The sequence below is a fragment of the Beijerinckia sp. L45 genome (assembly GCF_009765775.1).
Classification (GTDB): Bacteria; Pseudomonadota; Alphaproteobacteria; order Rhizobiales; family Beijerinckiaceae; genus RH-AL1.
In genome coordinates this window covers 10,551-34,583 of record NZ_LMUU01000065.1, presented here as the reverse complement: position 1 = coordinate 34,583, position 24,033 = coordinate 10,551, and the positions used below count along the sequence as shown (strand labels likewise).

At 63.9% G+C, this 24,033-nt stretch carries 22 protein-coding genes and 1 tRNA gene; 10 read left to right on the top strand and 13 right to left on the bottom strand.

What is annotated here, in order from left to right; genetic code table 11:
• The 3 genes from GSQ79_RS06835 to GSQ79_RS06825 form a co-directional block, all read right to left on the bottom strand.
• Positions 1–872 (bottom strand): MFS transporter (locus tag GSQ79_RS06835; RefSeq protein WP_158807977.1); only part of this gene is annotated, 872 nt, incomplete at its 3' end.
• A 79-nt stretch (positions 873–951) separates the two neighbouring features.
• Positions 952–2,478, bottom strand: a complete 1,527-nt coding sequence (locus GSQ79_RS06830) for an aldehyde dehydrogenase (protein WP_158807976.1) — start codon at positions 2,476–2,478, stop codon at positions 952–954.
• Positions 2,479–2,491: 13 nt separating this feature from the next.
• Positions 2,492–3,124 carry a GntR family transcriptional regulator gene (locus GSQ79_RS06825; protein ID WP_158807975.1) on the bottom strand — a complete coding sequence of 211 codons (633 nt, stop codon included), beginning with the start codon at positions 3,122–3,124 and terminating at the stop codon, positions 2,492–2,494.
• Between the two features lie 144 nt (positions 3,125–3,268).
• On the opposite strand from GSQ79_RS06825, the gene GSQ79_RS06820 reads away from it, so the two are divergent.
• Complete coding sequence (locus tag GSQ79_RS06820; RefSeq protein WP_158807974.1) at positions 3,269–4,066, top strand: alpha/beta fold hydrolase; 798 nt, start codon at positions 3,269–3,271, stop codon at positions 4,064–4,066.
• 16 nt (positions 4,067–4,082) lie between these two features.
• On the opposite strand, the gene GSQ79_RS06815 is transcribed toward GSQ79_RS06820, so the two are convergent.
• Complete coding sequence (locus GSQ79_RS06815) at positions 4,083–4,781, bottom strand: glutathione S-transferase (protein WP_158807973.1); 699 nt, start codon at positions 4,779–4,781, stop codon at positions 4,083–4,085.
• 99 nt (positions 4,782–4,880) lie between these two features.
• A complete protein-coding gene (locus GSQ79_RS06810) occupies positions 4,881–5,948 on the bottom strand; it encodes a hypothetical protein (RefSeq protein WP_158807972.1) in 1,068 nt (355 codons plus the stop codon).
• A 791-nt stretch (positions 5,949–6,739) separates the two neighbouring features.
• Between GSQ79_RS06810 and GSQ79_RS06805 the strand changes: the two genes are divergently transcribed.
• Entirely contained in the window at positions 6,740–7,762 is a 1,023-nt protein-coding gene (locus GSQ79_RS06805) for a 2OG-Fe(II) oxygenase (protein ID WP_158807971.1), read from the top strand.
• A 168-nt stretch (positions 7,763–7,930) separates the two neighbouring features.
• Here GSQ79_RS06805 and GSQ79_RS06800 read toward each other — a convergent pair.
• The 5 genes from GSQ79_RS06800 to GSQ79_RS06780 all read right to left on the bottom strand — a co-directional run bounded on the left by GSQ79_RS06800 (position 7,931) and on the right by GSQ79_RS06780 (position 10,709).
• Positions 7,931–8,020 (bottom strand) — tRNA-Ser (locus GSQ79_RS06800).
• A 67-nt stretch (positions 8,021–8,087) separates the two neighbouring features.
• Positions 8,088–8,843, bottom strand: a complete 756-nt coding sequence (ubiG, locus tag GSQ79_RS06795) for a bifunctional 2-polyprenyl-6-hydroxyphenol methylase/3-demethylubiquinol 3-O-methyltransferase UbiG (protein ID WP_158807970.1) — start codon at positions 8,841–8,843, stop codon at positions 8,088–8,090.
• Positions 8,844–9,121: 278 nt separating this feature from the next.
• Positions 9,122–9,457: a hypothetical protein gene (locus GSQ79_RS06790; protein ID WP_158807969.1), complete on the bottom strand. Its 336-nt coding sequence runs from the start codon at positions 9,455–9,457 to the stop codon at positions 9,122–9,124.
• Between the two features lie 134 nt (positions 9,458–9,591).
• Positions 9,592–9,942: a hypothetical protein gene (locus GSQ79_RS06785; RefSeq protein ID WP_210253024.1), complete on the bottom strand. Its 351-nt coding sequence runs from the start codon at positions 9,940–9,942 to the stop codon at positions 9,592–9,594.
• A 383-nt stretch (positions 9,943–10,325) separates the two neighbouring features.
• Positions 10,326–10,709 (bottom strand): hypothetical protein, encoded by a 384-nt coding sequence (locus GSQ79_RS06780; protein WP_158807968.1) that lies wholly within the window; start codon positions 10,707–10,709, stop codon positions 10,326–10,328.
• A 651-nt stretch (positions 10,710–11,360) separates the two neighbouring features.
• Between GSQ79_RS06780 and GSQ79_RS06775 the strand changes: the two genes are divergently transcribed.
• Positions 11,361–12,599, top strand: coding sequence for an aspartate kinase (locus GSQ79_RS06775; protein WP_158807967.1), 1,239 nt, complete (start codon positions 11,361–11,363; stop codon positions 12,597–12,599).
• On the opposite strand, the gene GSQ79_RS06770 is transcribed toward GSQ79_RS06775, so the two are convergent.
• Positions 12,596–12,805: a hypothetical protein gene (locus tag GSQ79_RS06770; RefSeq protein ID WP_158807966.1), complete on the bottom strand. Its 210-nt coding sequence runs from the start codon at positions 12,803–12,805 to the stop codon at positions 12,596–12,598. The two genes, GSQ79_RS06775 and GSQ79_RS06770, sit on opposite strands and share 4 nt — an antisense overlap.
• 148 nt (positions 12,806–12,953) lie before the next feature.
• Between GSQ79_RS06770 and GSQ79_RS06765 the strand changes: the two genes are divergently transcribed.
• From GSQ79_RS06765 to GSQ79_RS06750, 4 genes are all read left to right on the top strand, one after another.
• Positions 12,954–13,862: an alpha/beta hydrolase gene (locus GSQ79_RS06765; RefSeq protein ID WP_158807965.1), complete on the top strand. Its 909-nt coding sequence runs from the start codon at positions 12,954–12,956 to the stop codon at positions 13,860–13,862.
• 75 nt (positions 13,863–13,937) lie between these two features.
• Positions 13,938–15,224, top strand: a complete 1,287-nt coding sequence (locus GSQ79_RS06760) for an aminotransferase class I/II-fold pyridoxal phosphate-dependent enzyme (RefSeq protein ID WP_158807964.1) — start codon at positions 13,938–13,940, stop codon at positions 15,222–15,224.
• Between the two features lie 452 nt (positions 15,225–15,676).
• Positions 15,677–17,938: a bifunctional diguanylate cyclase/phosphodiesterase gene (locus GSQ79_RS06755; RefSeq protein ID WP_158807963.1), complete on the top strand. Its 2,262-nt coding sequence runs from the start codon at positions 15,677–15,679 to the stop codon at positions 17,936–17,938.
• Between the two features lie 110 nt (positions 17,939–18,048).
• Positions 18,049–19,398, top strand: a complete 1,350-nt coding sequence (locus GSQ79_RS06750) for a sugar porter family MFS transporter (protein WP_158807962.1) — start codon at positions 18,049–18,051, stop codon at positions 19,396–19,398.
• Between the two features lie 3 nt (positions 19,399–19,401).
• Here GSQ79_RS06750 and GSQ79_RS06745 read toward each other — a convergent pair whose 3' ends face one another.
• Positions 19,402–20,280: an NAD(P)-dependent oxidoreductase gene (locus GSQ79_RS06745; protein WP_158807961.1), complete on the bottom strand. Its 879-nt coding sequence runs from the start codon at positions 20,278–20,280 to the stop codon at positions 19,402–19,404.
• A 222-nt stretch (positions 20,281–20,502) separates the two neighbouring features.
• On the opposite strand from GSQ79_RS06745, the gene GSQ79_RS06740 reads away from it, so the two are divergent.
• The 3 genes from GSQ79_RS06740 to GSQ79_RS06730 all read left to right on the top strand — a co-directional run bounded on the left by GSQ79_RS06740 (position 20,503) and on the right by GSQ79_RS06730 (position 22,502).
• Positions 20,503–20,991 (top strand): molybdopterin-dependent oxidoreductase, encoded by a 489-nt coding sequence (locus GSQ79_RS06740; protein WP_158807960.1) that lies wholly within the window; start codon positions 20,503–20,505, stop codon positions 20,989–20,991.
• A 150-nt stretch (positions 20,992–21,141) separates the two neighbouring features.
• A complete protein-coding gene (locus GSQ79_RS06735) occupies positions 21,142–21,798 on the top strand; it encodes a TadE/TadG family type IV pilus assembly protein (RefSeq protein WP_158807959.1) in 657 nt (218 codons plus the stop codon).
• Entirely contained in the window at positions 21,792–22,502 is a 711-nt protein-coding gene (locus GSQ79_RS06730; RefSeq protein WP_158807958.1) for a TadE/TadG family type IV pilus assembly protein, read from the top strand. The genes GSQ79_RS06735 and GSQ79_RS06730 overlap by 7 nt, the downstream gene beginning before the upstream one ends.
• 115 nt (positions 22,503–22,617) lie before the next feature.
• Here GSQ79_RS06730 and GSQ79_RS06725 read toward each other — a convergent pair.
• On the bottom strand, positions 22,618–24,033 hold a 1,416-nt coding region (locus GSQ79_RS06725), incomplete at its 5' end, for a hypothetical protein (RefSeq protein WP_158807957.1).

The following is a 24,033-nucleotide window of genomic DNA, read 5'->3' as shown; positions in this document are numbered from 1 at the left end:
TTGGCGACAGTAAAGCCCTGCTTCACGAAGAAGGTCGGAAGCCAGGTGACGAAACCGTAGAGCAGCGTGTTGATGACGATCAGGCAGATGCAGCCGACGATCAGCCGCATCAGGAATGGCGGCTTGAACAGGACGCCGAGGTCCGACGACTGCGTCACCGTCACGGACGGCGCCGGCTCCGGAAGCGGTCCGGACTTGGCGGCGGCGTCGCGTTCGATGTCGATCAGAAGCGCATCGGCTTCCGCCCCGCGGCCGACGGATTCCAGCCAGCGCGGCGATTCCGGCAGGCTCTTGCGCATGTACCAGACGACGAGCCCGCCGAGCCCGCCGACAAGGAACATGGCCCGCCAGCCGAACGCGGGGATGATGAAATAGCCGACCAGCGACGCCATCGGCAGACCGGTCACGACAAAGACCGCCATGAACCCAAGCCAGCGGCCGCGCGACCGCGCCGGGATGAACTCGGTCAGCGTCGAATACCCCACCACGTTCTCCGCGCCGAGGCCGATGCCGATGAGAAAGCGAAGCATGATGAGGACCGTCATGTTCGGCGCGAAGGCCGCGGCGAGCGACGCAAGGCCGAAGAGCAGCAGGTTCGCCTGGTAGGTGAAGCGCCGGCCGAACCGATCGCCCAAAAAGCCCGTGAGGAACGATCCGATCATCATGCCGACGAAGGTCATGGAGATGAAGAGCGCATTCTGCGGGAGCGTGGAAAAGCCGCTCCGCAGTGTCGTCGCGAGGACCGTGCCCGCGACGTAGATGTCGAAGCCGTCGAAGAACATGCCGACGCCGATCAGCCACATGATCCTGTAATGGAACGGACTGATCGGCAGACGATCGAGGCGTCCTCCTGCGTTCACCATCGATGCCATGACCTTCAATCCTCCCAAGCGGAAATCCTGCTGACCGCCCATCTGCGTGGGCTTGTCGCCAGAGTGTGCGTTGTGGGCGTCAGTTCAAACGGCGCTGCCCGCCCGTGTTCTCGTACCAGTCGAACGGCTTGTCCTCGGTCGGCAGCATGATGCTCTTGGTATCGAAGTGGTCGTTAAAGCTTTCGAGACCGCATTCACGCCCGATGCCGCTTTCGCCGACGCCACCCCAGGGCGAGGCGGGATCGAGGCGATGATGATCGTTGATCCAGACGATGCCGGCCTTGACCTTCGCGGCGACGCGATGGGCGCGGGAGACGTCGCGGGTGCGCACCGCGGCGGCGAGGCCGAAGGGGGAATCATTGGCGAGACGCAGCGCATCCGCCTCGTCCTTGAACGGCGTGATCACCGTGAACGGGCCGAACACCTCTTCCTGGAAGATGCGCATGTCGGAGCGGACGTCGGCAAAAATGGTCGGCTCGACGAAATAGCCTTCCTCGAAGCCGGGAACGTTTGCCACCACACCACCGTGCATGTGACGCGCGCCCTCGTCATGACCGTAGCGGGCATAGTCGAGCACGCGATTGCGCTGCTTCGCCGAGATGACCGGGCCAAGCTGCGTCGCAGGATCGAAGGGATCGCCGATGCGGATCGTCGCCGCCTTGCGGGCGAGCTTTTCGACGAACTCGTCGTAGATCGTCTCCTGCACGATGTGGCGCGCCGCGCAGACGCAGGTCTGGCCCGCGCCGATGAAGGCGCCGAAAGCGGCGTAATTCACGGCCTGATCGACATCGAAATCGTCGAACACCATCACCGGCGTCTTGCCGCCGAGCTCCATCGTCTGATGGGCGAAGACGCGGGAGGCGGCAGAGCCCGCGATCCGCCCGGCCTCGGTGCCGCCAGTGAGCACGAGCTTGTTGATGTCGGGGTGCTCCGACAGCGCCTTGCCGGTCGTGGCGCCATAGCCCAGCACGATGTTGAAGACGCCGTTGGGCAAGCCGGCCTCGCTGAAGATCTGAGCGAGCTTCAGCGTCGTCAGCGGCGTGTATTCCGACGGCTTGACGACCGTCGTGCAGCCCGACGCCAGGACCGGCGCCAGCGACTTGCACATGATCATCAGCGGATGGTTGAACGGCGTGCAATTGGCGACGACGCCGATCGGCGTGCGCAACGTATAATTGAGGTAGGCGCCTTCGACGGGGATTACGTCGTCGCGCCGTGCGAGCGCGACGCCGGCGAAATAGCGGAAGAAGTCGGGCAGGCGGCCGATCTGCGCCCGCGTCTCGTTGATCGGGCGACCGTTGTTCATCGTCTCGAGCTTGTAGAGGCTGTCGAGATTGGCTTCGAACGCGTCGGCGAGGCGGTTGATGAGCCGCGAGCGTTCGCGCACGCTGAGACCGCCCCATTCGCGGCTTTCGAACGCTTTGCGCGCGCTCTTCATCGCGACGTCGACATCGGCCGCACCCGAATTCGGGATCGTGGCGATGACGGCGCCGGTGGCGGGATTGCGGACGTCGATCGTCTCGCCGGAACCGGCTTCGATCTCACGACCGTCGACGAAATTGCCGTGGATTTCGATCTTCGCGAGGGGCTTTTCAAGAACGTTCAAGATTGCAACTCCTTCAAGAGACGACGGCGCTGAACGCCAGGGCGGAGAGGACGCGACGTTGCGCCTTCGACACGTGGTCGCGGGCGATGCGAACGGCGCCGCGGGCATTGCGGCTCTGGATCGCGTCGATTAACGCGTTGTGTTCGGCAACGAGCTGGGCCGGATCGCGGCCCTTGATCCCGGCCAGACTGACCCGAACCAGCCGCTCGGACTGGTCGAGCAATTCGGTCGTGGTGCGCGCCATCCGGCGGTTGCCGGACGCCTCGGCGATCGCCGCATGGAACGCCCTGTTATAGGCGATGAACTCGCTGCCTGCTTCGAACGTACGATAGATGTCCAGGCTTTGTAAAATATCAAGGCCGGCGTTCTCCGCCGCTGCTGACGCGCAGGCCGGCTCCAGAACCGACCGCATCTGGAAAATCTCGTTGGCATCCGAGAGCGAGATGGGATTGACCCGCGAGCCTTGCCGCGCGTTCACCGTGACGAGGTGCTCGCGCTCCAAACGCAGCAGCGCGTCGCGGATCGGCGCGCGGCTGACGTTGTATTTTGCCGCGAGATCCTGCTCGCGCATCTCTTCGCCAGGCGCCAGGCGGCAGGCCAGGATATCGGAGCGAACGCTCCCGTAAATGTCGTCTCTGAGCAGCACGGCGGGATCGATCCTGTGACGAAACCGGTTCGTCGTGAAATTTCATGACACCCTTGATTTGCGTTGTCAAACGGGCCAAACCGGGGGTCTCGACACGCGCGGCCTCGTTGCGGCGGCAGATTTTTGGTGAAGGAAGCGATGCGCATGGACATTCCGGTCAAGGGCGGCACGATCACCGCGACGCAGCGTGGCGAGGGCTATCCCCTCGTCCTGCTGCACTCGCTCCTCGCCGATCGCGGCAGCTTCGATCGCATCGTCGACGCCCTCTCGGCGCAATTCCGCGTGATCACGATCGATCTTCCGGGCTTCGGCGGCTCCTCGCCGATGACGGGCGGCCTGGCCGATTTCGCCGAACGGCTCGCCGACGCCATCAGGCAGGTCGCGGGCGCGGCGAAACCGATGATCCTCGGCAACGGCTTTGGCGGTTTTCTCGCGCTGCAGCTGGCGATTTTGCATCCGGACCTGCCGGCGCGGCTCATCCTGGCGGACTGCGGCGCGGCGTTTTCCGAGCCGGGGCGCCAGGCGTTTCGCAACATGGCGAATGCGGCGGCACAGAAGGGCCTGCAGGCGATCGAGGAGACCGCCATGCGCCGGCTCTTCGCCGCCGACTTCCAGGCCGCCAATCCCGATCTCATGGCGGAACGCCGGGCGGCCTTTTTGCGCACCGACATCGGCGTGTTCCAGGCGGCGTGTCAGGCGCTGGCCGGCCTCGACCTCAGGCCTGCCCTCGGCGGCGTGACGATGCCGGTGCTGGTGCTGGCCGGCGAACAGGACGAGGCGACGCCGCCGGCGATGGCGCGCGAGCTCGCGTCGCTGCTGCCCGATGCCACGTTCACGCTGTTGCCGGGCTGCGCCCACGTCCCGCAGCTGCAGAACCCGCGCCTGTTCCTGGACGCGATCGAAGGCGCCCTCGTTTCGGTCGCTATGCCCGCAAGCGGCTGATCAGCGACCGAAGATTCTAGGCGCCCAAAACCTTCTGCAGCGAGGCGCCGATCTCGCCGCCGCAATAGGCGTCGCCGTAATCGCGGCGTGCCTTGGCCGCCAGCTTGGCCAGTTGCGGCAGCGCTGACATCCGTCGCGACAACGCCGCCGTGAGCGGCGCGACCTCGTCCAGCATCGCCGCGAGCTTTGGAAAGCGCTCGGTCATCGTCGACCACAGCGTGGCGGTCACGACGTCGGCGAGGCCCGGGTCCTTGCCGCCGAGCAGGAAGCCGGCCTCCGTCAGGCCATGGCGCCGCCCGGTCTCCTCCCAGATCGTCATCCATTTCTGCAGGCGCGGGACGAAGGCCTCCCAGCTCTCGGCCGTCCACATCGCGCGACCGCCATCCAAGGTGATCTCGTCGATGACGTCGTTGGCGTCGTTGATGGTTTTGACGGTGAGGGCACGCAGCGCCGGGGTGGCCGGCATGAGGTCGAGTGTCTCGCCGAGATAGAACAGAATGGCCGGCATCTGGGCGATGGCGACGTCCGCCTTCTTGTCGATCAGCAGCGGCGGCCCCATGAACGGCACCGGCATGGCCGCGACCGGCCCGCTCATCGCCGCCGCGATCGCGGCATCGCCCGCCTCGCTCCAGGTCTTGCCGGCAAAGGCCAGCACGGCCCGCACGAATTGGCCGCGGAACGGCACGGACCAGTAATAAAGTTCGAAGTCGGACATTTTGGCCTTTCCGGTCACACGGTCGAGACGGCTATACCGCCACCGCCCCCATCCCGTCCATGCGATCGACAAGGCCCGGACAGGCGATCGATGATCGGCTCATGCCGCCATCGGCGTGCAGACGGACGGCTCTCTCCACCAAGCCGCGGGACCGCCGTCGAAGTCGAGATGACCAAAGTGATTCGACGGGTTCGACGACGCCAGTGCGGCAATCATCGTCACTGTTCGTTCGGAGAAAACCCGTTCCATCAAGAGCGGAGCTGCGTCGAAGCCCGGAGCCCCGGAACGCAAACCGTGGGGCGCGATACCGAAATTTTCACACAGCGCGTGGTTGGCCCCTGAGAAGGCGACGGCAAATTTATCGGCGATGCCGGCTCCGGCCGCGATCGGCAGGCCCCTTGCCGATCCGACCAGCATCTCGATGACCGCATCCTCGAGGATAGTCGTCGGCCGTCTCCATCGGTTGGCGCAGAAATGCCTGAGCGAGTCAGCCAAAGCCGGCTTCGCCGCGGCGCGATTGTCTACGGCGCGGTTTTGTATCGCGATGGTTTCGAGCCCTACCACCTGAGCGAGGTCCACGACGGCCGACGTGGTGCCAAGGGCATCGTAACTCCGGACCACGGTCACGGCGTTTTCGCAGCGAGACAGACGTGACAGAGCGCGGGCGTAGTCGAAGTGAAAGACCCAGTCGCACAATGCGACATGGCCATGCGCCGCTGCGCGCTCAGCGAACTGTCCGAACTCTTCATTGAACCCGTGCCTCACCAGGGTGCGGTAGAGCGAATCGGCATAGGCGAGCTGATTTCGCAGATAAACGATGAAAACGGGCTGCCGACCGACCGCTTTGGCGAACTCACTGATGATCCGGATCAGATCATCGCGACACAATATGCTTTCGAAGTCTTCGCTCGAGATCAAGACGTCGCCGCCAGCGCTGCCAATTTCCGCCTTTAAGGTGTCAAGCGTTCCGCCGTTGGGCTCGAATCGCCAATCGCCCGTGCTCTGCCATGCGATATTATGGTGGCCGGACGCACCAAGCGGGCAACCCGCTTTGGGATAGAATATGTCGCCTTCTGACGGCTTCGTCGCACGGCGCGCGGCGAATGCGATCTGGATCGCGGTTGTGCCGGTTTTATGCAGGCCACAATGAATGAAGAGACGTTGCATGATTTCGCCTTAATTACAGGTCGGCCGTGTGCTGTCTTCGTTTTCCCGCTCCCACTAAACGGCAGCAAAGCTTTAGATGTTGTGTTCTGATATTTCGAAGAGACATAGACGAGCTGACATAGATATGTCACGAGATGACTTTTTGCTGAGGTAGTAGCCTTAACAAACAGTATTGTGTCGACCATGGGTATTAGTAGTGTATTAGTAACTCCTGTAAAATACGCGCAAATGCAGATTTCCGAAGAAGATTGGACCGACGACCTCTCGGTTGACCGCGGACGGATAGCGCTCGACTGTTGTGTAGAAACCAACGTCTGTCGGCTTCGGTTCTTAGGCAGAGACGGTAAACAAATTTCAAAGAGGTGGGTATTAATCCCACACGTTTTCTTGAAGGTGGCGGGTCGGTGTGCTGGCAGCGACATTTTGCGCCGCTCTTGCCGTCATCCAAACCGTCCATGCTGCCTCTTAGGAGGGGGCTGTCACGACGGCGGAAGCGGTCTGTATCCAAACCAACTTCACAAAAATGTGGGAATGTTACCCTCGCCCATTTAGGGATTTTTTAATGCCGGCACCATAATTCAAATGGCAACAAGATGTATCCAAGCACGGACTGCCGGGCAGTCTTCAGTCCTGATGCGGATCGCGGCAATAGCGACGCTCGCGCGGCCTGGCAAAGCCAGACGATATTGCTTCATACGCTTGGAAAGACAGATGTGGGGTGCAATATGGTCAGTGATCGCTCGAGGCCTCTTTCTCTTCGGACTGGGGAATACGCCCCACCATGCTATGGCATGGATAAGGACAAGAGGTTTTATTCGTTCGAAGGGCAGGCGGGGCGAACCGCTGTCGTCATCCTCGGCGGATCGCTTCCGCCATCATCAGTCCGTGCCACGCTTCACGCTTTAGGCGATCATGCGGACGTTTTTTCGTCGCTATCCACCGACGTGTTGCTGATGGTGGATGGCGAGAACGCGTCGGCCTTGGCGCATGACGACACGCCGATTGCCGGCGTGAAGGTGATCTACTGCCTCAAGGACTATTTCGAACGCTGCGGCTTCGATGAAAAGGGTCCGTGGGCCTTCATTATCGACCGCAATCAGCGCATCATGGCTCAATTCAATCCTGCCGCGACGTCGGATTGGCTAGCGGCGGCGGTCGCGTGTCTCACAACGGTCCCGACCGAAGAGGCGCGTTTCATTGCCCTGCCCGCTCCCGTTCTGTCTGTCCCCAACATTTTCGGCACGGCCTTCTGCCGAACCCTGATCGCCCATTTCGAAAACGGATCGCCCACGCCAGGCGTCATAGCGAGCGTCGATCCGTTCGGAAACCCGATTCAAAAGATCGACGCCGACAACAAGCGCCGGCAGGACTGCATCCTCCAACGCGGCAGCCCGATCCATTCTCAGGTCGCCGAGGCCTTGGCGCGCCGCTGCGTGCCCGAGATGAAGAAGGCCTACCAGTTCGATGCCAGCCACACCGATCGGATCCTGATCGCCCGCTATGACGACACAGGCGGCTTCTTCAAGCGTCATCGCGACAACGTTGCGGCCAGCGTCGCATTCCGGCAATTCGCTCTTTCGGTCAACCTCAATGCGGGAGAGTACGAAGGCGGCCACCTGAGCTTCCCCGAATACAACAATCACAGCTACAGGCCGGACAGTGGCGCCGGCATCATCTTTTCAGCGTCGCTGCTCCACGAAGCCATGCCCGTGACGAAGGGCAGACGCTACGTCCTGCTGACGTTTTTCCATAATGACGAGGCGGAAGCCATGCGCCTCGCAGGATTGGCTCCGGCGACCATGCAGGCAGCATGAGATCGAGCGCCGCTCGCGCCAGGTCCAGCAAGCAACGCCTGGCGCGCTTTCAAGACATCAAAGCACTTTCTCGACCACGAAAGTCTGCACCGTTTGTGGAAAAGGCTCCGGCCCGTTGCGCAACGCCCACGTCTTTTCGTGCTGCAACAGCGGCCTAGGGGCGTAGTATGGCGGAGAGGGAGGGATTCGAACCCCCGATAAGCTTGCACCTATGCCGCATTTCGAGTGCGGTGCATTCGACCACTCTGCCACCTCTCCGGCCGGCGGGCGGACCCGCAGTGGTGCGGTGGCACTAGCACGGGGTTCGCCGGCAAACAAGCCTCGCTCACGCCGGGCGGCGGGCGGCGACCATGTAGTTCACGCCCATGTCGCGCGACAGCGCCCAGCGCGCGGTCAGCGGGTTGTAGGTCACCCCGGCCTCGGCCACCTGGGTGAGCCCGGCGCGACGAAAATGGCCCTTGAACTCGGCTGGCGTCACGAACTGCTGCCAGTTGTGGGTGCCGCGCGGCAGCCAGCCCAGCACGTATTCGGCCCCGACGATGGCCAGCGCATAGCTCTTCAGCGTGCGGTTCAGCGTGGCCCCCACGATCAGCCCGCCCGGCCGCACCAGGGACGCGGCATCGCGCAAAAAGCCGGGGACGTCGCGGACGTGCTCGACCACCTCCATCACCAGCACCGCATCGAATTTTTGGCTCTCCTGCGCGAGAGTCTCGACCGTGGTGCAGCGGTAGTCGATGGCGAGGTTTTCCGTCGCGGCGTGCCGGGCGGCGACGGCGATATTGTTGGGCGCGGGGTCGATGCCGACCATGCTGGCCCCGAGCCGCGCCAAGCTCTCGGACAAAATCCCGCCGCCCGACCCGATGTCGAGAATCCTTTGGCCCGCCAGCGGCGTGTCCGTGGAGGCCGGCGTCTTGCCGGCCAGCAGATCACGGATGTAGGCCACGCGCACGGGGTTGAACTTGTGCAGCGGCGCCATCGGCCCTTGCGGATTCCACCACTCGGCGCCGAGCGCATCGTACTTGGCGAGATCGACGTCGTCGATCGTATCGCGCTGGAAGGCGCCCGGGGTGGGGGTGGCCATGGGGGTGTCCTTGTGGGTGATGCGTGAGGGACTTCGGGCCCAAGCAGGATTCCTTAGTTCCGCGCCTTCGCTTCAAAACGTTTTCTTGCAGTCCTCTGTCAAGCCGGCACAGCCTGTTGGCTCGCGTAGACGAAGATCGGGCGCCGGCTTGGGCGACGAGGCCTTTCGACAATTGAGAATAGCAGGGATCAACACCTCAGAGATATCGTCGATGAGTTCGTCTTCGCTACCTATCCTCGGCCGCTAAAGCCCCCGCGAGCGATAGGCATGAGCAAAGGCTAACGCTTTAACGCAGCTTGCTTCAACACGGCCAACATTTCGTTGATCAGCCCGCGACCCTTGAGCGTATCGTCGGTCTTGTTGTGCGGATCAGCCTCGAAGTGCGCACGCATATGGTGCGACATGTCGAGCAATTGCAAATAAGATTGATCGCCGAGATTCCCTCGAACCTGAGCCAAGCTCTCGTTCAAACTATAGAAAACAGTATTGAGGGTTTTGCCAGGAAAATAGCCGGTCCTGTCAATTAGCGCAGGCGATTCTAGCATCATCCAATCTAGGAGATCGCTGATGTCGCCGATGTTGTCCACAATCAGCGGGGTGTAGGGTCTGATCATGAATTACCTCTTAGACGGCGAACTGGAAGAGCGGGGGGCAGACGAGACCCGCATCCCCGCGCGGGACGAGGCGATACCGGCGCCTTCGACGTCGTAGCGTCAACCCGACCGCGGATTGTGGGTTTCTCTGCTGATCACAACCGTCTCGAGCGCTGCTGGCGCATATTCGCATCCAGCAAATCCCACATGATTTGAAGGATGTCTTGACCCTTCCGGTAACTGTCCGTTTGTCTCTCGGGATCGGCTTCGAGGTAAGCTCGCATCTGACGCGATAAGTCGATCAAGGCGCGGTACAGGTTTTCGCCCAGCTTTGCACGCGTGGCTTGCAGGATATGGTCAAGCTCATAGAAGACGGTGTCAATGTTCCTTCCTGGGAAAAATCCAGTTCTGTCAAGGAACTTTGGTGAGGCAAGCATCATCCAATCCATGAGGTCTCTGATCTCGCCGACCTCTTCCCAAATCGGTGGTGCGTAGGCTTGTGCCATGCTCAGCTCCCAATTCGCAGATCATTTTGGACGTACCAGTAGGTAACTGCCCCCGAGGCGCGAAGGGCGAATAATAACGATCGCGGCGGGCCTCGAGTCAGCGGCAAAGAAGCCGCGAATTTGCTCATCTGAGATCTTCTTTTCCGTCAGTGACCAATCGTACGTTATATCGCGTATACGCATGTCCGGAATCTTGTATGTCCGAGGCGGCGTACTATCATAGTCTCGACTGTTACTCGTTATTTCGGATCTGGGAGAATAGGAAATGTCGTAACGTCTGCGCCCACTGACGGTTTTCTCGGCTTTAGCGAAGGAATTTTCGCGGCCTGTACAACGCCCGACGTCCATTGGCCGCCGCCTGCCTCCCCGCCCGAGCGTCTCGGCTAGTCTTGCCAGGCCGTTCCGCCCTTCTCGAGCTCGGCGTTTTCGACAAGCTTGGCCATGCCTTCGGGGGTCAGATCCGGAAGCCGGAGCAGGACCGTCTTGAGGCTGGCGAGGCAGAGGTCGCTGGCTTCGATCCATCCGGCCGCCCGTCGCAGACCGCGGTGGAGGCGCGCAACCATCGCATCCGCCTGAGGACCATAGGCCAGCGTCAGGACGCGGCCCACCTCGGCCTCAGAGCGCACTTCGCAGCGATAGACGCCGCCAGCGTCGCGATGCGCGGGTGCGAGATCCACGGCCCCGAGGGCGACGCCTGCCTCGTCACAGACGAGGCCGACACCGCCGCGCGGGACGAGGCGGTACCAGCGTTCAAAAGGACCGATCATTCCGCACCGTCCGTGTTACGAACCGGCTTTTAGAATGCTCGTTTACTGTTTCATATCAATGGGTTGTGGCTATAGCGGCGGTCGCGTTTATGGCCGATCTTACATCGGTGAGAGCGGCGGCCTGGGCAGTTTACACCGCAAGCAGCGGGCTTATCCTCACCCGCAACGCGGGGGAGGGGGACCGCCGAAGGCGGTGGAGGGGGCGCGGCGTGACGCAAGCTGATCGTGGGCGGGATCGCTTCATGGGGGCAACCCGCGCCCCCTCCACCATGCTTCGCATGGTCCCCCTACCCCACGCCGGGACGGCGTGGGGTAGGGTAAGACCGGCCGTCGGCGTGCGGGTGTCCATTTGCGCAGATGGGTCCCGGCGGCGCCCTTGATCAGGCCGGGCGCGGCGCGCATGCTGGCGGGGTGCGTCTGGATCGCGGGAGGGCCGAAAATCGTGACGTGTGACGCGGAGTGACGCAGAAATGCGGGCTTCGCTTTCGCATTCGTGTCTTTGGGGACACAGGGTGGTGCCCCCTCCACCATGCTGCGCATGGTCCCCCGCGCCTGCGGCGCAGGCGCGGATTGACCCCGCGATTGACGAAGCGGGCCCACGCCGTCATGTATGCGCGCCCTACACCCCTCCCGAGCACCCTGCGTCAAAAAATGGCCCGTCTTGTCATGAAGTTCGGCGGCACGTCCGTCGCTGATATCGACCGCATCCGCAACGTCGCCCGCCACGTCAAGCGCGAGGTCGATGCCGGCCACGAGGTGGCAGTGGTGGTCTCCGCGATGTCGGGCAAGACCAACGAGCTGGTCGCCTGGTGCAAGGACGCCTCGCCGCTTTACGACGCCCGCGAATACGATGCGGTCGTGGCCTCCGGCGAGCAGGTCACGGCCGGCCTGCTGGCGCTGGCGCTGCACACGATCGGCATTCCCGCCCGCTCCTGGCAGGGCTGGCAGGTCGCGATCAAGACGTCGGACGCGCATGGCGCGGCGCGGATCGAAGAGATTCATGGCGGCGCCATTTTGGAATCCTTCGCGAAAAACCGCGAGGTCGCTGTCATCGCCGGGTTTCAGGGCGTGCACGGGCCGACCAACCGCATCGCCACGCTCGGCCGCGGCGGCTCGGACACCTCGGCCGTCGCCATCGCGGCGGCGCTAAAGGCCGACCGTTGCGACATCTACACCGACGTCGACGGGGTCTACACGACCGATCCGCGCATCGTGCCCAAGGCCAGGCGGCTCGACCGCATCGCCTTCGAAGAGATGCTGGAAATGGCCTCGCTCGGCGCGAAAGTGCTGCAGGTGCGCTCCGTCGAGCTCGCCATGGTCCACAAGGTGCCGACCTTCGTGCGCTCCAGTTTCGATGATCCGGAAAATCCCCGTCCCGGCACCCTGATTTGCGAAGAGGAAGATATCGTGGAACAGCCCGTCGTCACCGGCATCGCCTTCTCGCGCGACGAGGCGCAGATCACGCTGCGCCGGCTCGCCGATGCGCCCGGCGTCGCCGCCGGCATTTTCATGCCGCTGGCGGACGCCAACATCAACGTCGACATGATCATCCAGACGGTGTCGGACGACAAGTCGACCACCGACATGACATTTACCACGACGGCGGCGGATTTCGACCGCGCCTGCGCGGTGCTGGAGGGGCTGAAGGACAAGATCGGCTTCGCCGTGCTGGAAGGCTCGACGGACGTGGTCAAAGTGTCGGCGATCGGCGTCGGCATGCGCTCGCACGCGGGCGTCGCGGCCCGCGCCTTCAAGGCGCTGTCGGAAAAAGGCATCAACATCCGCGCGATCACCACGTCGGAGATCAAGTTTTCCGTGTTGATCGAGGCGGCCTATACCGAGCTCGCTGTGCGCACGCTGCACACGCTCTACGGGCTCGACAAGGTCTAGTTGTCGAGGACGCGCAGGCGGCGCACGGTGAGGTCGTCGACCTCCAAGGTGCCGATGCGGATGGTTTTGACCGCCATGCGGCCGATCGCCAGGCGGCCGACGGCGAGGGCGCCGACCGCCACAGCCCCGAACGCCGCGGCGCCAAGGGCAAAGGCCAGGACGCTCGCGGCGGGCAGGGCTTTCGATCGGGTCAGATGGCGAAACATTGGAGCGATCCTTGCGTTGGCGCCTGAAGGCGATGGTCGGCCGTTTGTATGGCAAGCCACGGATCGCCGGCATGTCAAATTCGCTTCGTCTTGATCAGGGCCGATCCGCCAAGTGACCTGCATCGTCCCGGGAAAAGGCTCAGCAGACATGTTTCCTCGACGCAGTTTCGTTCTGGGCGCCGCGGCGCTCGCCACGGCAGCAAATTTTGCGCGGGCGGACGAGGTCAGCGAGACGATCGCGCTGTGGCCGGGCGATCCGCCCGGCGGCCCCGGTCCCGCCGGCCCCGAGGTGGTCAACCCGGACGGGGCCTATTCCAACATTCTCGCGCCGCGCATGGTGATGCGGCGGCCGCTGCAGTCCAAGGGCGCGGCGGTGCTGATCCTCGGCGGCGGCGGCTATCGCCGCATCGGGATCGGCCGCGAAAGCGTGCCGACGGCGCGCCTGCTGACGGCGCTCGGGGTCACCACCTTCGTGCTCTACTATCGGCTGCCCAACAGCGGCTGGGCGCAGGCGGCGCCGTTCCAGGACGCGCAGCGGGCGATGCGGCTGATCCGCGCCCGCGCCGGGGTTTTGGGCTACGATCCCGGCCGCGTGGGCATCATCGGCTTCTCCGCCGGCGGGCATCTCGCGGGGATGACCGCGGTGCAACCGTCGTCCGCGCTGTACCCCAAGATCGACGGGGCCGACGCCTTATCGGCGCGCCCCGATTTCGCCGGGCTGATCTACCCCGTGCTGACGATGATCCCGCCCTTCATCACCAAAATTTCGACCAAGACGCTGCTCGGCGACGCGCCGACGCCGGAGCAGCGTGCGGCGCTCTCCGTCGAGCGGCTGGTGACCCCGCAGACGCCACCAACCTTTCTGGCGCAAGCCGTCGACGATCCGATCGCCCCGGTCGACAACAGCCTGCTGATGTTCGCGGCGCTGCGTCAGGCGGCGGTGCCGGCGGCGATGCACATCTTTCAGGGCGGCCGCCACGGCTTCAACATCGGTAGGCCGGGCAGCGAGGCGAGCGCCTGGCCGGGGCTGTTCGCGACCTGGGCGGGGCTCGCCTGAAACACCTTCACGGATCGTGTCGGGCGCTTTATGACGACGCGCATCAATCCAGACCGCGAAACCGAGTTTCTAGAAATGACCGCTCTTGCCGACATGTCCGCAGAAGACCGCCACGCCCTGCTCACGCGCGTCCGCGCGGATTACGCGGCGTTCCAGGCGCGCGGGCTGAAACTCGACATGACGCGCGGAAAACCGGCGCCGGATCAGCTCGATCTCGCCAACGGCATGCTGGCGCTGCCGGGCAATGGCGATTTTCGCACCGAGGCGAACGAGGACGGCCGCAACTACGGCGGCCAGCAGGGCATCGCCGAGGCGCGCGGCCTGTTCTCGACGATGCTCGGCGCGCCGCCGGAGCAGGTCGTCATCGGCGACAATTCCAGCCTTGCCCTGATGCACGACACGATCGTCTGGGCGCTGCTGAAGGGGGTCGGCGGCGGCGCGGCGCCGTGGTCGAAGACGGCGTCGCCCGCCTTCATCTGCCCGGTGCCCGGCTACGACCGGCACTTCGCGATTCTGGAAGAGTTCGGTTTCCGCATGCTGCCGGTGGCGATGACCGGCGACGGGCCGGACATGGACGCCGTCGAGGCGCTGGCCAAGGACCCCGACGTCAAGGGCATGTGGTGCGTGCCGAAATATTCCAACCCGTCGGGCGACGTGTATTCGCCCGAAACGGCGCGCCGCCTCGCGGCGATGACGACGGGCGCGCCGGATTTCCGGCTGTTCTGGGACGACGCCTATGCAGTACACCACCTCACCGAAAAGCGGCACCAGGTGGCGAGCATTTTGGAGGCCTGCGCCGAGGCCGGGCACCCCGACCGCGCCTTCATCTATGGCTCGACGTCCAAAATCACCTTGGCCGGCGCCGGCCTCGCTTTCTTCGCCTCGTCGCCAGCCAACGTGAAATGGTATCTTGCCCGCGCCTCCAAGCGGACGATCGGCCCGGACAAGCTGAACCAGATCCGTCACGTCCGCTTTCTGCGTGACGATGCCGGGCTGCAGCGCCACATGGACGGTCACCGGGCGCTGATCGCGCCAAAATTCGACGCGGTGATCGCCGCGCTTGAGGCGCGTCTCGGCGGCACCGGCGTGGCGACCTGGTCGCGGCCGGAGGGCGGCTATTTTGTCAGCGTCGACGCCACCGACGGCACGGCGACGCGCATCGTGGCCCTGGCGAAAGAGGCAGGCGTCGGCCTGACGCCGGCCGGCGCCACCTGGCCGCATACCACCGATCCACACGACCGCACGCTGCGCCTCGCCCCGACGTTCCCGACGCTTGCCGAGGTCAAGGCGGCGTCGGAAGGCATCGCGCTGTGCATCCTGCTGGCCGGACTGGAGACGCAGGTGGCGTCGGGCGAGGGTTAGGCGGCGGCCACGTCGAGCCTGCGCTCGGGCCGATGCCGCCAGCTGATGTCGAAGGTCGGCAAGCTCGCGCCGACGCGCTGGGCTAGGGCGATGTTGAGGGCGTCGGCCGCGCGAAGGGAGGAGGTTCAGGCGTCGGCGACGCCGTGCTGGCTGATGACCCCGTCATAGCCGCGGCGGCTCCGCCGTCGACCCGGACGCGGCGGCTGATACTCAGGCTATAGATGGCCCAGTTACCTAGTAATGTTTTCATTTTGTTAATTCGATGTGTGGGCAGATAGCATTGCGTCGCCAACATCGAAGTACTGCATGCGTATACCCATATCTTTTACTTGCATATACGGGGCAGCGCCGGGGCGGCAGAAGCCGCGCGCCTTGACCGCGGGCCGACGATCATACGGCGATTCCTCCGCAAAGGCCCGGCGATGCTTCGCGCAATAGGAAATATCGCATCCTTGCGCTGGCGCTTCGCACGGCAGGTGATGCTGCCGATCGGCGTGGTTGCCTTGGTCGCGATCGTGATCGCCGGCGCCGGCCTCTGGTGGATGACGCAAGAAAGCAACCACTTTGCGATCGCCAAGCAAGAAGAGAAGATGCGGCGGGCCATCGCGGCTGCAGTCGACGATCTCGCTTACGAGCAGCAAAGCGCCGCGCAATGTGCGCCCCTGGTCCGCGAGTTGGCCAAGGATCATCCGGATTCCGCTTGGCTCGACGAGAATGTCGGCGGTTGGCTGAACCAGATGTTCGGCCATGATCAGGTCTACATCCTCGACGCCAACGATGTCCCCGTCTATGCGGCCGTGGAAGGCGCGCCCGATCCGATGGGGGCATTCCGCAAGGCGCAACCGGTCTTGGCGGCGCTGATCGATCGCGAGCGGGGTCGAAGTCCCCTGCCGAACGCACGCCATAGCAGAACAAGCCTGGGCACCCCTGGGCCCGACTTCACCGCCCGCACCCGGCCAGAGACGGTCCATGTTTCGGAAGTCGCTGCGCTTTTCGGTCGTCCCGCCGCAATCAGTGTCATGAAGATCAGCGCGCCGAAACACGACGTCGTCGAGCGGCCGGGCAGTGCCTTTATCATGGTCGTGGTCGTGTTCCTGGACGGCCGCTATCTCCACCAGGTCGCGCATCGCAACATGATCGATGGCATGCGCTATTCATCGGTCGCGGATCCCGTTGGCGGCGAACACCTGGTGCCGCTTGTGGACGAAGCCGGCGGGCAGCATGGCTATTTCATGTGGCAGCCCGACCTGCCGGGCACCAAGATGATGCGGGTGCTGGTGCCGATCACGATCGCGAGCGTCAGCGCGTTGATCCTGGCGCTTCTGCTGCTGGCCCGATGGCTCTGGAACTCGGTCCGGGCGCTCGAGTCCACCGTGGCGGACCTGCAAACCAGCGAAGCTCAGGCGCAACACCTGGCACTCCATGACATGTTGACGGGGCTCCCCAACCGCGCGCTCCTCGCCGATCGCCTTGAGCGGGCCCGGGCCCGGGCGCGGCGTGGCGCGATGCTGGCTGTCCTCACCCTCGATCTCGACCGGTTCAAGCAGGTCAACGACACCCTGGGTCATCACGCTGGGGACATGCTGATCAAGGAACTCGGGCTACGCCTGGCGAGCATTCTGCAATCCACGGATACGGTAGCACGTCTCGGCGGCGACGAATTCACCATCCTGCTCTGCGACATCGAACATGACGACAACATCGAGAAGGTCTGCCAGCGGATCTTCGCGGCGATCCAGCGCCCTTTCGATCTCGCCGGCACCAATGTCTACGTCGGCATCAGCATCGGGATCGCCTCGGCGCCGGTCGCCGCGATCGACCCCAGCGAGCTGATGCGAAAGGCGGATATCGCCCTCTATTGCGCCAAAGCGGCCGGTCGGAACTGCCACCGCTATTTCGTCCCGTCGATGGACGAGGCGGTGAAGTTTCGCCGGGCGGTCGAGGACGAACTCCGCGCGGCCCTCGCCAGAGGCGACGAACTCCAGGTTCATTACCAGCCCGAAGTGAGCGCCTACACCGGCGCGATCATCGGCCTCGAGGCGCTTCTGCGATGGAACAATCCGACGCGCGGCACGATCGCGCCGGACATGTTCATTCCGATTGCGGAAGAAAGCGGACTGATCACCCAGATCAGCGAATGGGTGCTCGCCGAGGCGGCGCGTGTCGCGCTGCGGTGGCCGCACCTTTTCATCGCGGTCAATCTCTCGCCGATACAGTTCCGATCGAGCGGCCTTGCCGAACGGACGACGGAGATCGTCCGCAGCGTTGGCTGCGATCCGACGCGCATCGAACTCGAAGTCACCGAGACCGTGCTGATCGAGGACAGCGAACAGTGTCAGACCGCGCTGGAAGCGTTACGCAGCGCGGGCTTCCGCATCGCGCTGGACGATTTCGGCACCGGCTATTCCAGCTTGAGCCACCTGCGCCGTTTCCAGGTCGACAAGATCAAGATCGATCGGTCGTTCACGAAAAACATAGGTGAAGGGACGGAATCGACCGCCATCGTGGCGGCCGTGGTGGCGCTCGGCCGTGCGATGGGCCTCACCGTCACGGCAGAAGGTGTCGAGACCCACGATCAGATGCGGTTTCTCGCGATCGCCGGGTGCAATCAGTTGCAAGGATACCTGTTCTCGCCGGCGCTTCCCGAGGATGCGATCGCTGGCTTGCTGGCCGGTCAGTATGACGCGCATCGTGCCGAAATCGCGGTGGCGTAGCCTCGCCTGAGCGGCAGGCCGCGGCATCCGACGAGAGACCGATCTCGCGTCGGCTTTACCAACATTGTGGCATAGGCTACCGGGTCTTACCTCCTCGACCGAGACCTCGCATGCGCTTCACCCATGTCGCCGCCGTCGCCTCGCTCGGCGGTTTGCTCTTCGGCTATGATACCGGGGTCATTTCCGGCGCCCTGCTGTTCATCAAGCAGGATTTTTCGCTCACCCCGACGATGCAGGGCATCACGACCGGCATCGTTCTGGCCGGCGCCACGCTCGGCGCGGCCTTCGGCGGCACGCTCGCCGACCGCTTTGGCCGCAAGCATGTCATCATCGCGGTGGCCATCCTGTTTTCGCTGGGCGCGTTGCTCTCGGCGTTGGCGTCGGCGCTATGGGTTCTCATCCTGGCGCGGGCCATCGTCGGTCTGGCGATCGGCGTCGCCTCGATGCTGACGCCGCTTTACCTCGCGGAGATGGCGCCCGCGGACAATCGCGGCGCGGTGGTCTCGCTCAACCAATTCTGCATCACCTTCGGCATTCTCGCATCCTACGTCGTGGATTACGGCCTCGCCGAAGTCCACGACGGCTGGCGCTGGATGCTCGGCGTCGGCCTGATCCCCGGCGTCGTGCTGGGTCTCGGCATGTTGCTCCTGCCGGAGAGCCCGCGCTGGCTGCTTGGTCGCGGTCGCACCGCCGAGGCGGAGGCGGCGCTGCACAGTCTGCGCGGCACCGGCGACGTCTCGGCCGAATTGGCCGAACTGCAGCAGGACCTGCGGGCGGAAAACGCCGAGGCGCCAGCGTGGTCGATGCTGTGGCGCCGCGGCGCCCGCAAGCCGCTGATCATCGGCGTCGGGCTGGCCGTGTTCCAGCAGATCACCGGCATCAACACCGTGATCTATTACGCTCCGACGATCTTTCAGCAGGCGGGCCTCGGTTCGGCCTCCGCCGCCATCCTTGCCTCGGCCGGCATCGGCGTCGTCAACGTGGTGATGACGGTTCTGGCGATCCGGCTGATGGATCACGCCGGCCGCCGCAAGCTGCTGCTGATCGGGCTTGCCGTCATGAGCGTAACCCTGCTGATCCTGGCCGGCGCCTTTGCCGGCGGCCAGTCGCGGGTCCTCGGCTTCGTCACCGCCGGCGCGCTCGCCGCGTATGTCGGCGGCTTCGCCATCGGCCTCGGCCCGATCTTCTGGCTGCTGATTTCGGAGATCTTTCCGTTCGCGGTCCGCGGTCGGGGCATGAGCGTCGCGACGGTGGCGAACTGGGGCTCCAACCTCGCCGTGACGGTCGTGTTTCTCGATCTGATCCGGCTGCTCGGGTCGGCCGGGACGTTCCTGCTCTTCGCCGTGCTGACCGTCGCCGGCCTCGCCTTCGCCTGGGCTCTGGTGCCGGAGACGAAAGGCCGGACCCTCGAGCAGATCGAGGCCGACCTCGCGGGTGGGCTGGCGCCGGCCGCCAGTTGAGAGTTACAGCCCGGCGTTCCGCGCCACGGTCCTGCCGATGCCGGACCAGTCGATGTCCTCGCCTTCCTTGGCGAGCGTCTCCAGGAGATGGTCGCGCAACAGGCTGAGCAACGGCATCGCCACCCGGTTCTTTTCGGCGGCTTCGCCGACGAGGCGCATGTCCTTCAGGGCCAGCGGCGCCTTGAAGCCGGCCGGCGTAAAGCGGTCCTCGACCAAAGCGGCGCCATAGTTCTTGTAGACCGGCGAGTCGAATAGCGTGCCGGTGAGCACTTCCAGCAGCTTGGCTTTCGGCACGCCGCCCTTTTCCGCCAGCGCCATGCCTTCGGCCATAGCCTCGATGGCGGCGAGAATGGTGAAGTTGCCGCACAATTTAATGAGGTTGGCATGCGACGGCGTTTCGCCGATACGGAACACTTTTTGGCTGATCGCAGCGAAGACCGGTGCGGCTTCGTCGAGATCGGCGGTCGCGCCGGCGGCGACGATGAACAGCTTGCCGGCGGCAGCGGCTTCCGGACGCCCAAACACCGGCGCCGACATGTAGCGCTGGCCGTGGTCCTGGTGCAGCCTCGCGGCGTGATCCGCCATCGCGACCGAAATCGTGCTGAGCGAGATGTGCAGGGCGCCTTTCGGCAGGCCGGCCAGAAGGCCGTCCCCGCCGTCGAGCACCGCCTGCAGCGCCGGATCATCGGCCAATATGCTGAAGACGATGTGCATGCCGGTGGCGGCCGCCTTCGGCGTTTCCGCGAGACGGGCGCCGGCCGCGACGAGCGCGTCGGCCTTGCTTGCGGTGCGGTTCCAAACCGTTACCGCATGGCCGGCCTTGACGAGATTGCCGGCGACGCCCGCGCCCATCGCTCCGAGGCCGATGAAACCAATGTCCATGCTGGATCTCCTGCGCTCCGACGCGCTTTCGTCGTGCAGCCTATATTTGGTCGCCCGGGCTTAAGGCAAGGATTGTGCAGGGCAAACGGGAGGACGCGCTGCCGGCAGCCAAACGGCGGCGGATGGTTTCACGGAGAGGCTACTGGCGGTTTCGGCCGCTTCCGGCTATTCCTCCTCGACTATAAAGCTTGGGGCTTGCCCTGCAACGCGAGACAGACATCGATGAAAGCAAGCCCCGTCGCCCTCGTCCTGGTCCTCGCACTCACCGGCGCCGTCGATGCGCAGACGGCCGGCCCGACAGTCGCCTTGACTGGCCTCGATGGCCAGCAGGCGACGATTTCGATCGCCGACCTCGACGCCCTGCCACATGTCACGCTCGACGTCACCCAGCACGACATGAAGCACACCTACGAGGGCGCGCTGCTGACCGACGTGCTGGCGAAAATTCACGTTCCAAGCGGCAAGGCGCTCCACGGCCCCGATCTCAGCGACGTCCTCCTGGTGCAGGCCAAGGACGGCTACAAGGTGGTGATCGATCTCGCCGACACCGACGCCATCACGCGGAAGGACCGGGTGATCCTCGCGGACAAGATGGACGGCGCCGCCCTCAGCGAGAAGCAGGGTCCGTTTCAGCTGATCGTCGAGGGCGATCTGCGCCCGGCGCGTTCCGCACGCATGGTGACCGCGATCACTGTAAAGCGCGTCCAATAGACAAAAGACAGCGCGCAAAGCAGAATAATGCTGCGCGCCACTGCCATGATCGCGACAATTAAACAATTGGTTTAAGCCAGCATAAAGGTTTCTTTCATAACGTTCGATGTGGGGCCGTAGCCGTGTGCCGGCCCGAAATCGGATTTTTTATTGAAAAGAATTGACGCGTGCGCGCAGGTGACCCGGCCTCGGGGGCTGTCGCGGCTCCGCCGTCTTTTTCGGCGGTTCGAGTGCGATCGGCGCGGCTCGACCGCGGTCGAGTTCGGCCTGGTCTCCATACCCTTCCTCGGATTGCTGCTCGCGACCTTCGAAGTCGGCTTCGTCTTTTTCACGAACGAAGGTCTCGCCGCCGCGACCCAAGAAGCCGCCCGCAACATGATGACCGGCGCGGCGCAACAGGCCAATATCACGACGGCCGATCAATTCCGGACCACGTATCTCTGCCCGGCAACTGGTCCACGCGTCCTGCCGAGCTTCATCGACTGCAGCAAACTGATCATCGACGTCCGCGCCGCTAGCACGTTCGGCGCCGTCGATACATCCGACACGTTTTATCTCAATCCAAAGACCACACAGTTCTGTCCCGTCGGCCCCGCCGCGATCATGGTCGTGCGCGTCGTCTATCCGATGCCGGTCATGCTGCCGCTTCTCGGCTCCATCTCGGCCGGCGTTTTCGGCCAGATCACAACGGGCCTCGTCAACAACGTGCCCAGCAATCCCGGTTGGAAGCATTTGCTGATGGGAACCGCCGTGTTTCAGACGGAGCCCTATCCGAGCACCAGCTTTACCCCGGCGCCGTCATGCTGAAACGGGAGCCGATCCTCTCCGGCAGGGATCTTCGCTCTCAAGCGTTGCGGCGGATCTGGCGAAACACACGCGGCATCGCCTCTGTCGAATTCGCGATGATTCTGCCGGTGATGCTGATCATCTATGTCGGGTCGGTCGACGTGACCCGCGCGGTGATGGCCAGCCGCAAGGGCGATCTCGTATCGCGCACGCTCTCCGATCTGGTGGGCCAGCAACCGACCACGAGCCCGACGACTTCCGCGACGCTCGGCACGATTTTCAGCGCGGCGAAAGCCATCATGGCGCCGTTTCCGACAAGCGCGATGAGCTTGACCGTTTCGGCGCTCGACATCAGAGCCAAGAGCGATGGCACCTGTTGCGATGTGATGGTGCGATGGTCCTATACGCAGGGCGGGCCGTTACGGGCCTGCAAGACGCCCCTTACCCAGGTCCCTGCGTCGACGCCCGACACCGCAACAAATTTTCCGGCGCCGATGATCCCGGGCGATTCGGCAACCCAGGCCGCTTATGCCGCCGGCCAATCCACCTATATCATCGTCGCCGACGTGCATAACACCTACAGCTCGATCTTCAGCCAGGCCGCGCACTACTTTAGCAACGGTATGGAAAAGACGACCTTCACGATCCCGCGCGAAGCGGGCCAGGTGACGCTGCAGAGCCCGGTATCGCCCGGCTCCGGCCAGAGCGGCATCATCTGCTTCTAGAGCGCCGGCCGCTTAAGCGGACTCAGTTAAGCGATAAGCCGTCGCTCTCTTTCCAAAGACTTAGAGCATCGGGTCGCACGCGAAAGTCTGCAACTTTTGCGTCCGATGCTCTAGGCTACTTCGAGACACGCGGTTGCGTCAGCGATGCGGCGATTTTCGCGAAGACGCTGACGAGCTGGGTGCCATCGGCCGCGATGAAGGCGTGGGCGCCGTCCTGCGTGGCGCAACCCGCCAGCAGCTTTTGGCCATCCGCGTCGATCCCGTCGGTCGCGGTAAAACCGACGGTGTAGATCTCGGCCGGATTGGTGTCGGTGTTGTTGGCGACAAAGTTCTGGCAGGCCTGAAGCGTCGCGGCATCCATCAGACCGCGTGCGTTGGTTGCACTGGTCGAATCGAGGCGATTGTTGGCGAAGAACCCCAGAGCGGAATAGGATGACTTGTTCGGGTCGGTGACCGTGCCGTCGCTCGCCTGACCATACCAGTGGTTCATCCCATCGGTGAGAATAATCAGGATCTTGTGATTGCTCGATTTGTTGGTCGCCACATAATTGTAGGCCTTCGCGTTCTGCGGTCCGCTGCCTGGCGTCGCGGATTGCGCGTTGAACGGACCGTTCGGCGAGATCGTACGCCAAGCCCACATGACACCGGTCAGAAGATTGGTATCGCCGCCCGCCACCATCGCGTTGATCGCAGCCGTCACGGTGGACGTAGTCGCGGTCATCGGCGTCAGCGCCTTGGTCGAGCACAGAAGATTTGGCCCCAAAGGAAATGCCGATCCGAACCCGCTGCTGCCCGTGTTGATCTTGGGATCGCTGTACTTGCAAAGCTTGGTCTGACCGTCGCCGGTGCCGGACGCGACGTCCGCAGTGGCGTAAACGTCGTTGGCGGCACAATACGGAGACTGGGTATCGGGCAGGTAGGTGTTCAAGGAGCCTTTGTTGGTGTCGTTCTCGTCGGGATAGAGATAGGGGACATAAAGCGTATCCGGCTTGCTGGTCGACGCCGGATCGTCGCTGACGGTATAGGGCGCAGGCCGCTCCTCGACGCAGCCGCCCCAGGCGACATTCATCGAGGTGAACATATCAAAGCGCGAGGTCGGCACGGTCGCGCCCGTCGGACGCAGATAGTTCTGCCAATGAATCGATGAGGCGCCCTGCGTATCCATGAAGGACGCCGTGGCGTTGCCGGAGCCGATATTGACGGTCGATGCAAAGGGGACGATCGCGAACCCCGCATAATTGTAGGTCTGCCCTGCGGGATTCATCGCGGAGACCAATTGATTTGCCGCGACGATCGCGGCCTGCATCTTGGTCTGCCCGTTGCGCGCAGAATTCGCCATGGATCCCGAATTGTCGATCGCGACGGCGATCTCGAACGTATCCAGGTTCAGCTTGGCGCAGGCATTGGCCCCGACGTTTACCGTCATGATGCGGGCGATCGACATGAAGGCGGTCGCCGTCGTCGAGGTCGCGGTGATGCACAGGGTCGTGCCGTCGGTCGACAAGGTCGAGGTCGCGATCCGCGCCGCTGC

Excerpts from the sequence above, each read along its gene's own strand:
- GSQ79_RS06820 (WP_158807974.1), top strand. The coding sequence starts at position 3,269 with ATGGACATTCCGGTCAAGGGCGGCACGATCACCGCGACGCAGCGTGGC.
- GSQ79_RS06815 (WP_158807973.1), bottom strand. The coding sequence starts at position 4,781 with ATGTCCGACTTCGAACTTTATTACTGGTCCGTGCCGTTCCGCGGCCAA.
- GSQ79_RS06810 (WP_158807972.1), bottom strand. The coding sequence starts at position 5,948 with ATGCAACGTCTCTTCATTCATTGTGGCCTGCATAAAACCGGCACAACC.
- GSQ79_RS06805 (WP_158807971.1), top strand. The coding sequence starts at position 6,740 with ATGGATAAGGACAAGAGGTTTTATTCGTTCGAAGGGCAGGCGGGGCGA.
- ubiG (WP_158807970.1), bottom strand. The coding sequence starts at position 8,843 with ATGGCCACCCCCACCCCGGGCGCCTTCCAGCGCGATACGATCGACGAC.
- GSQ79_RS06790 (WP_158807969.1), bottom strand. The coding sequence starts at position 9,457 with ATGATCAGACCCTACACCCCGCTGATTGTGGACAACATCGGCGACATC.
- GSQ79_RS06785 (WP_210253024.1), bottom strand. The coding sequence starts at position 9,942 with ATGGCACAAGCCTACGCACCACCGATTTGGGAAGAGGTCGGCGAGATC.
- GSQ79_RS06780 (WP_158807968.1), bottom strand. The coding sequence starts at position 10,709 with ATGATCGGTCCTTTTGAACGCTGGTACCGCCTCGTCCCGCGCGGCGGT.
- GSQ79_RS06775 (WP_158807967.1), top strand. The coding sequence starts at position 11,361 with ATGGCCCGTCTTGTCATGAAGTTCGGCGGCACGTCCGTCGCTGATATC.
- GSQ79_RS06770 (WP_158807966.1), bottom strand. The coding sequence starts at position 12,805 with ATGTTTCGCCATCTGACCCGATCGAAAGCCCTGCCCGCCGCGAGCGTC.
- GSQ79_RS06765 (WP_158807965.1), top strand. The coding sequence starts at position 12,954 with ATGTTTCCTCGACGCAGTTTCGTTCTGGGCGCCGCGGCGCTCGCCACG.
- GSQ79_RS06760 (WP_158807964.1), top strand. The coding sequence starts at position 13,938 with ATGACCGCTCTTGCCGACATGTCCGCAGAAGACCGCCACGCCCTGCTC.
- GSQ79_RS06750 (WP_158807962.1), top strand. The coding sequence starts at position 18,049 with ATGCGCTTCACCCATGTCGCCGCCGTCGCCTCGCTCGGCGGTTTGCTC.
- GSQ79_RS06745 (WP_158807961.1), bottom strand. The coding sequence starts at position 20,280 with ATGGACATTGGTTTCATCGGCCTCGGAGCGATGGGCGCGGGCGTCGCC.
- GSQ79_RS06740 (WP_158807960.1), top strand. The coding sequence starts at position 20,503 with ATGAAAGCAAGCCCCGTCGCCCTCGTCCTGGTCCTCGCACTCACCGGC.
- GSQ79_RS06730 (WP_158807958.1), top strand. The coding sequence starts at position 21,792 with ATGCTGAAACGGGAGCCGATCCTCTCCGGCAGGGATCTTCGCTCTCAA.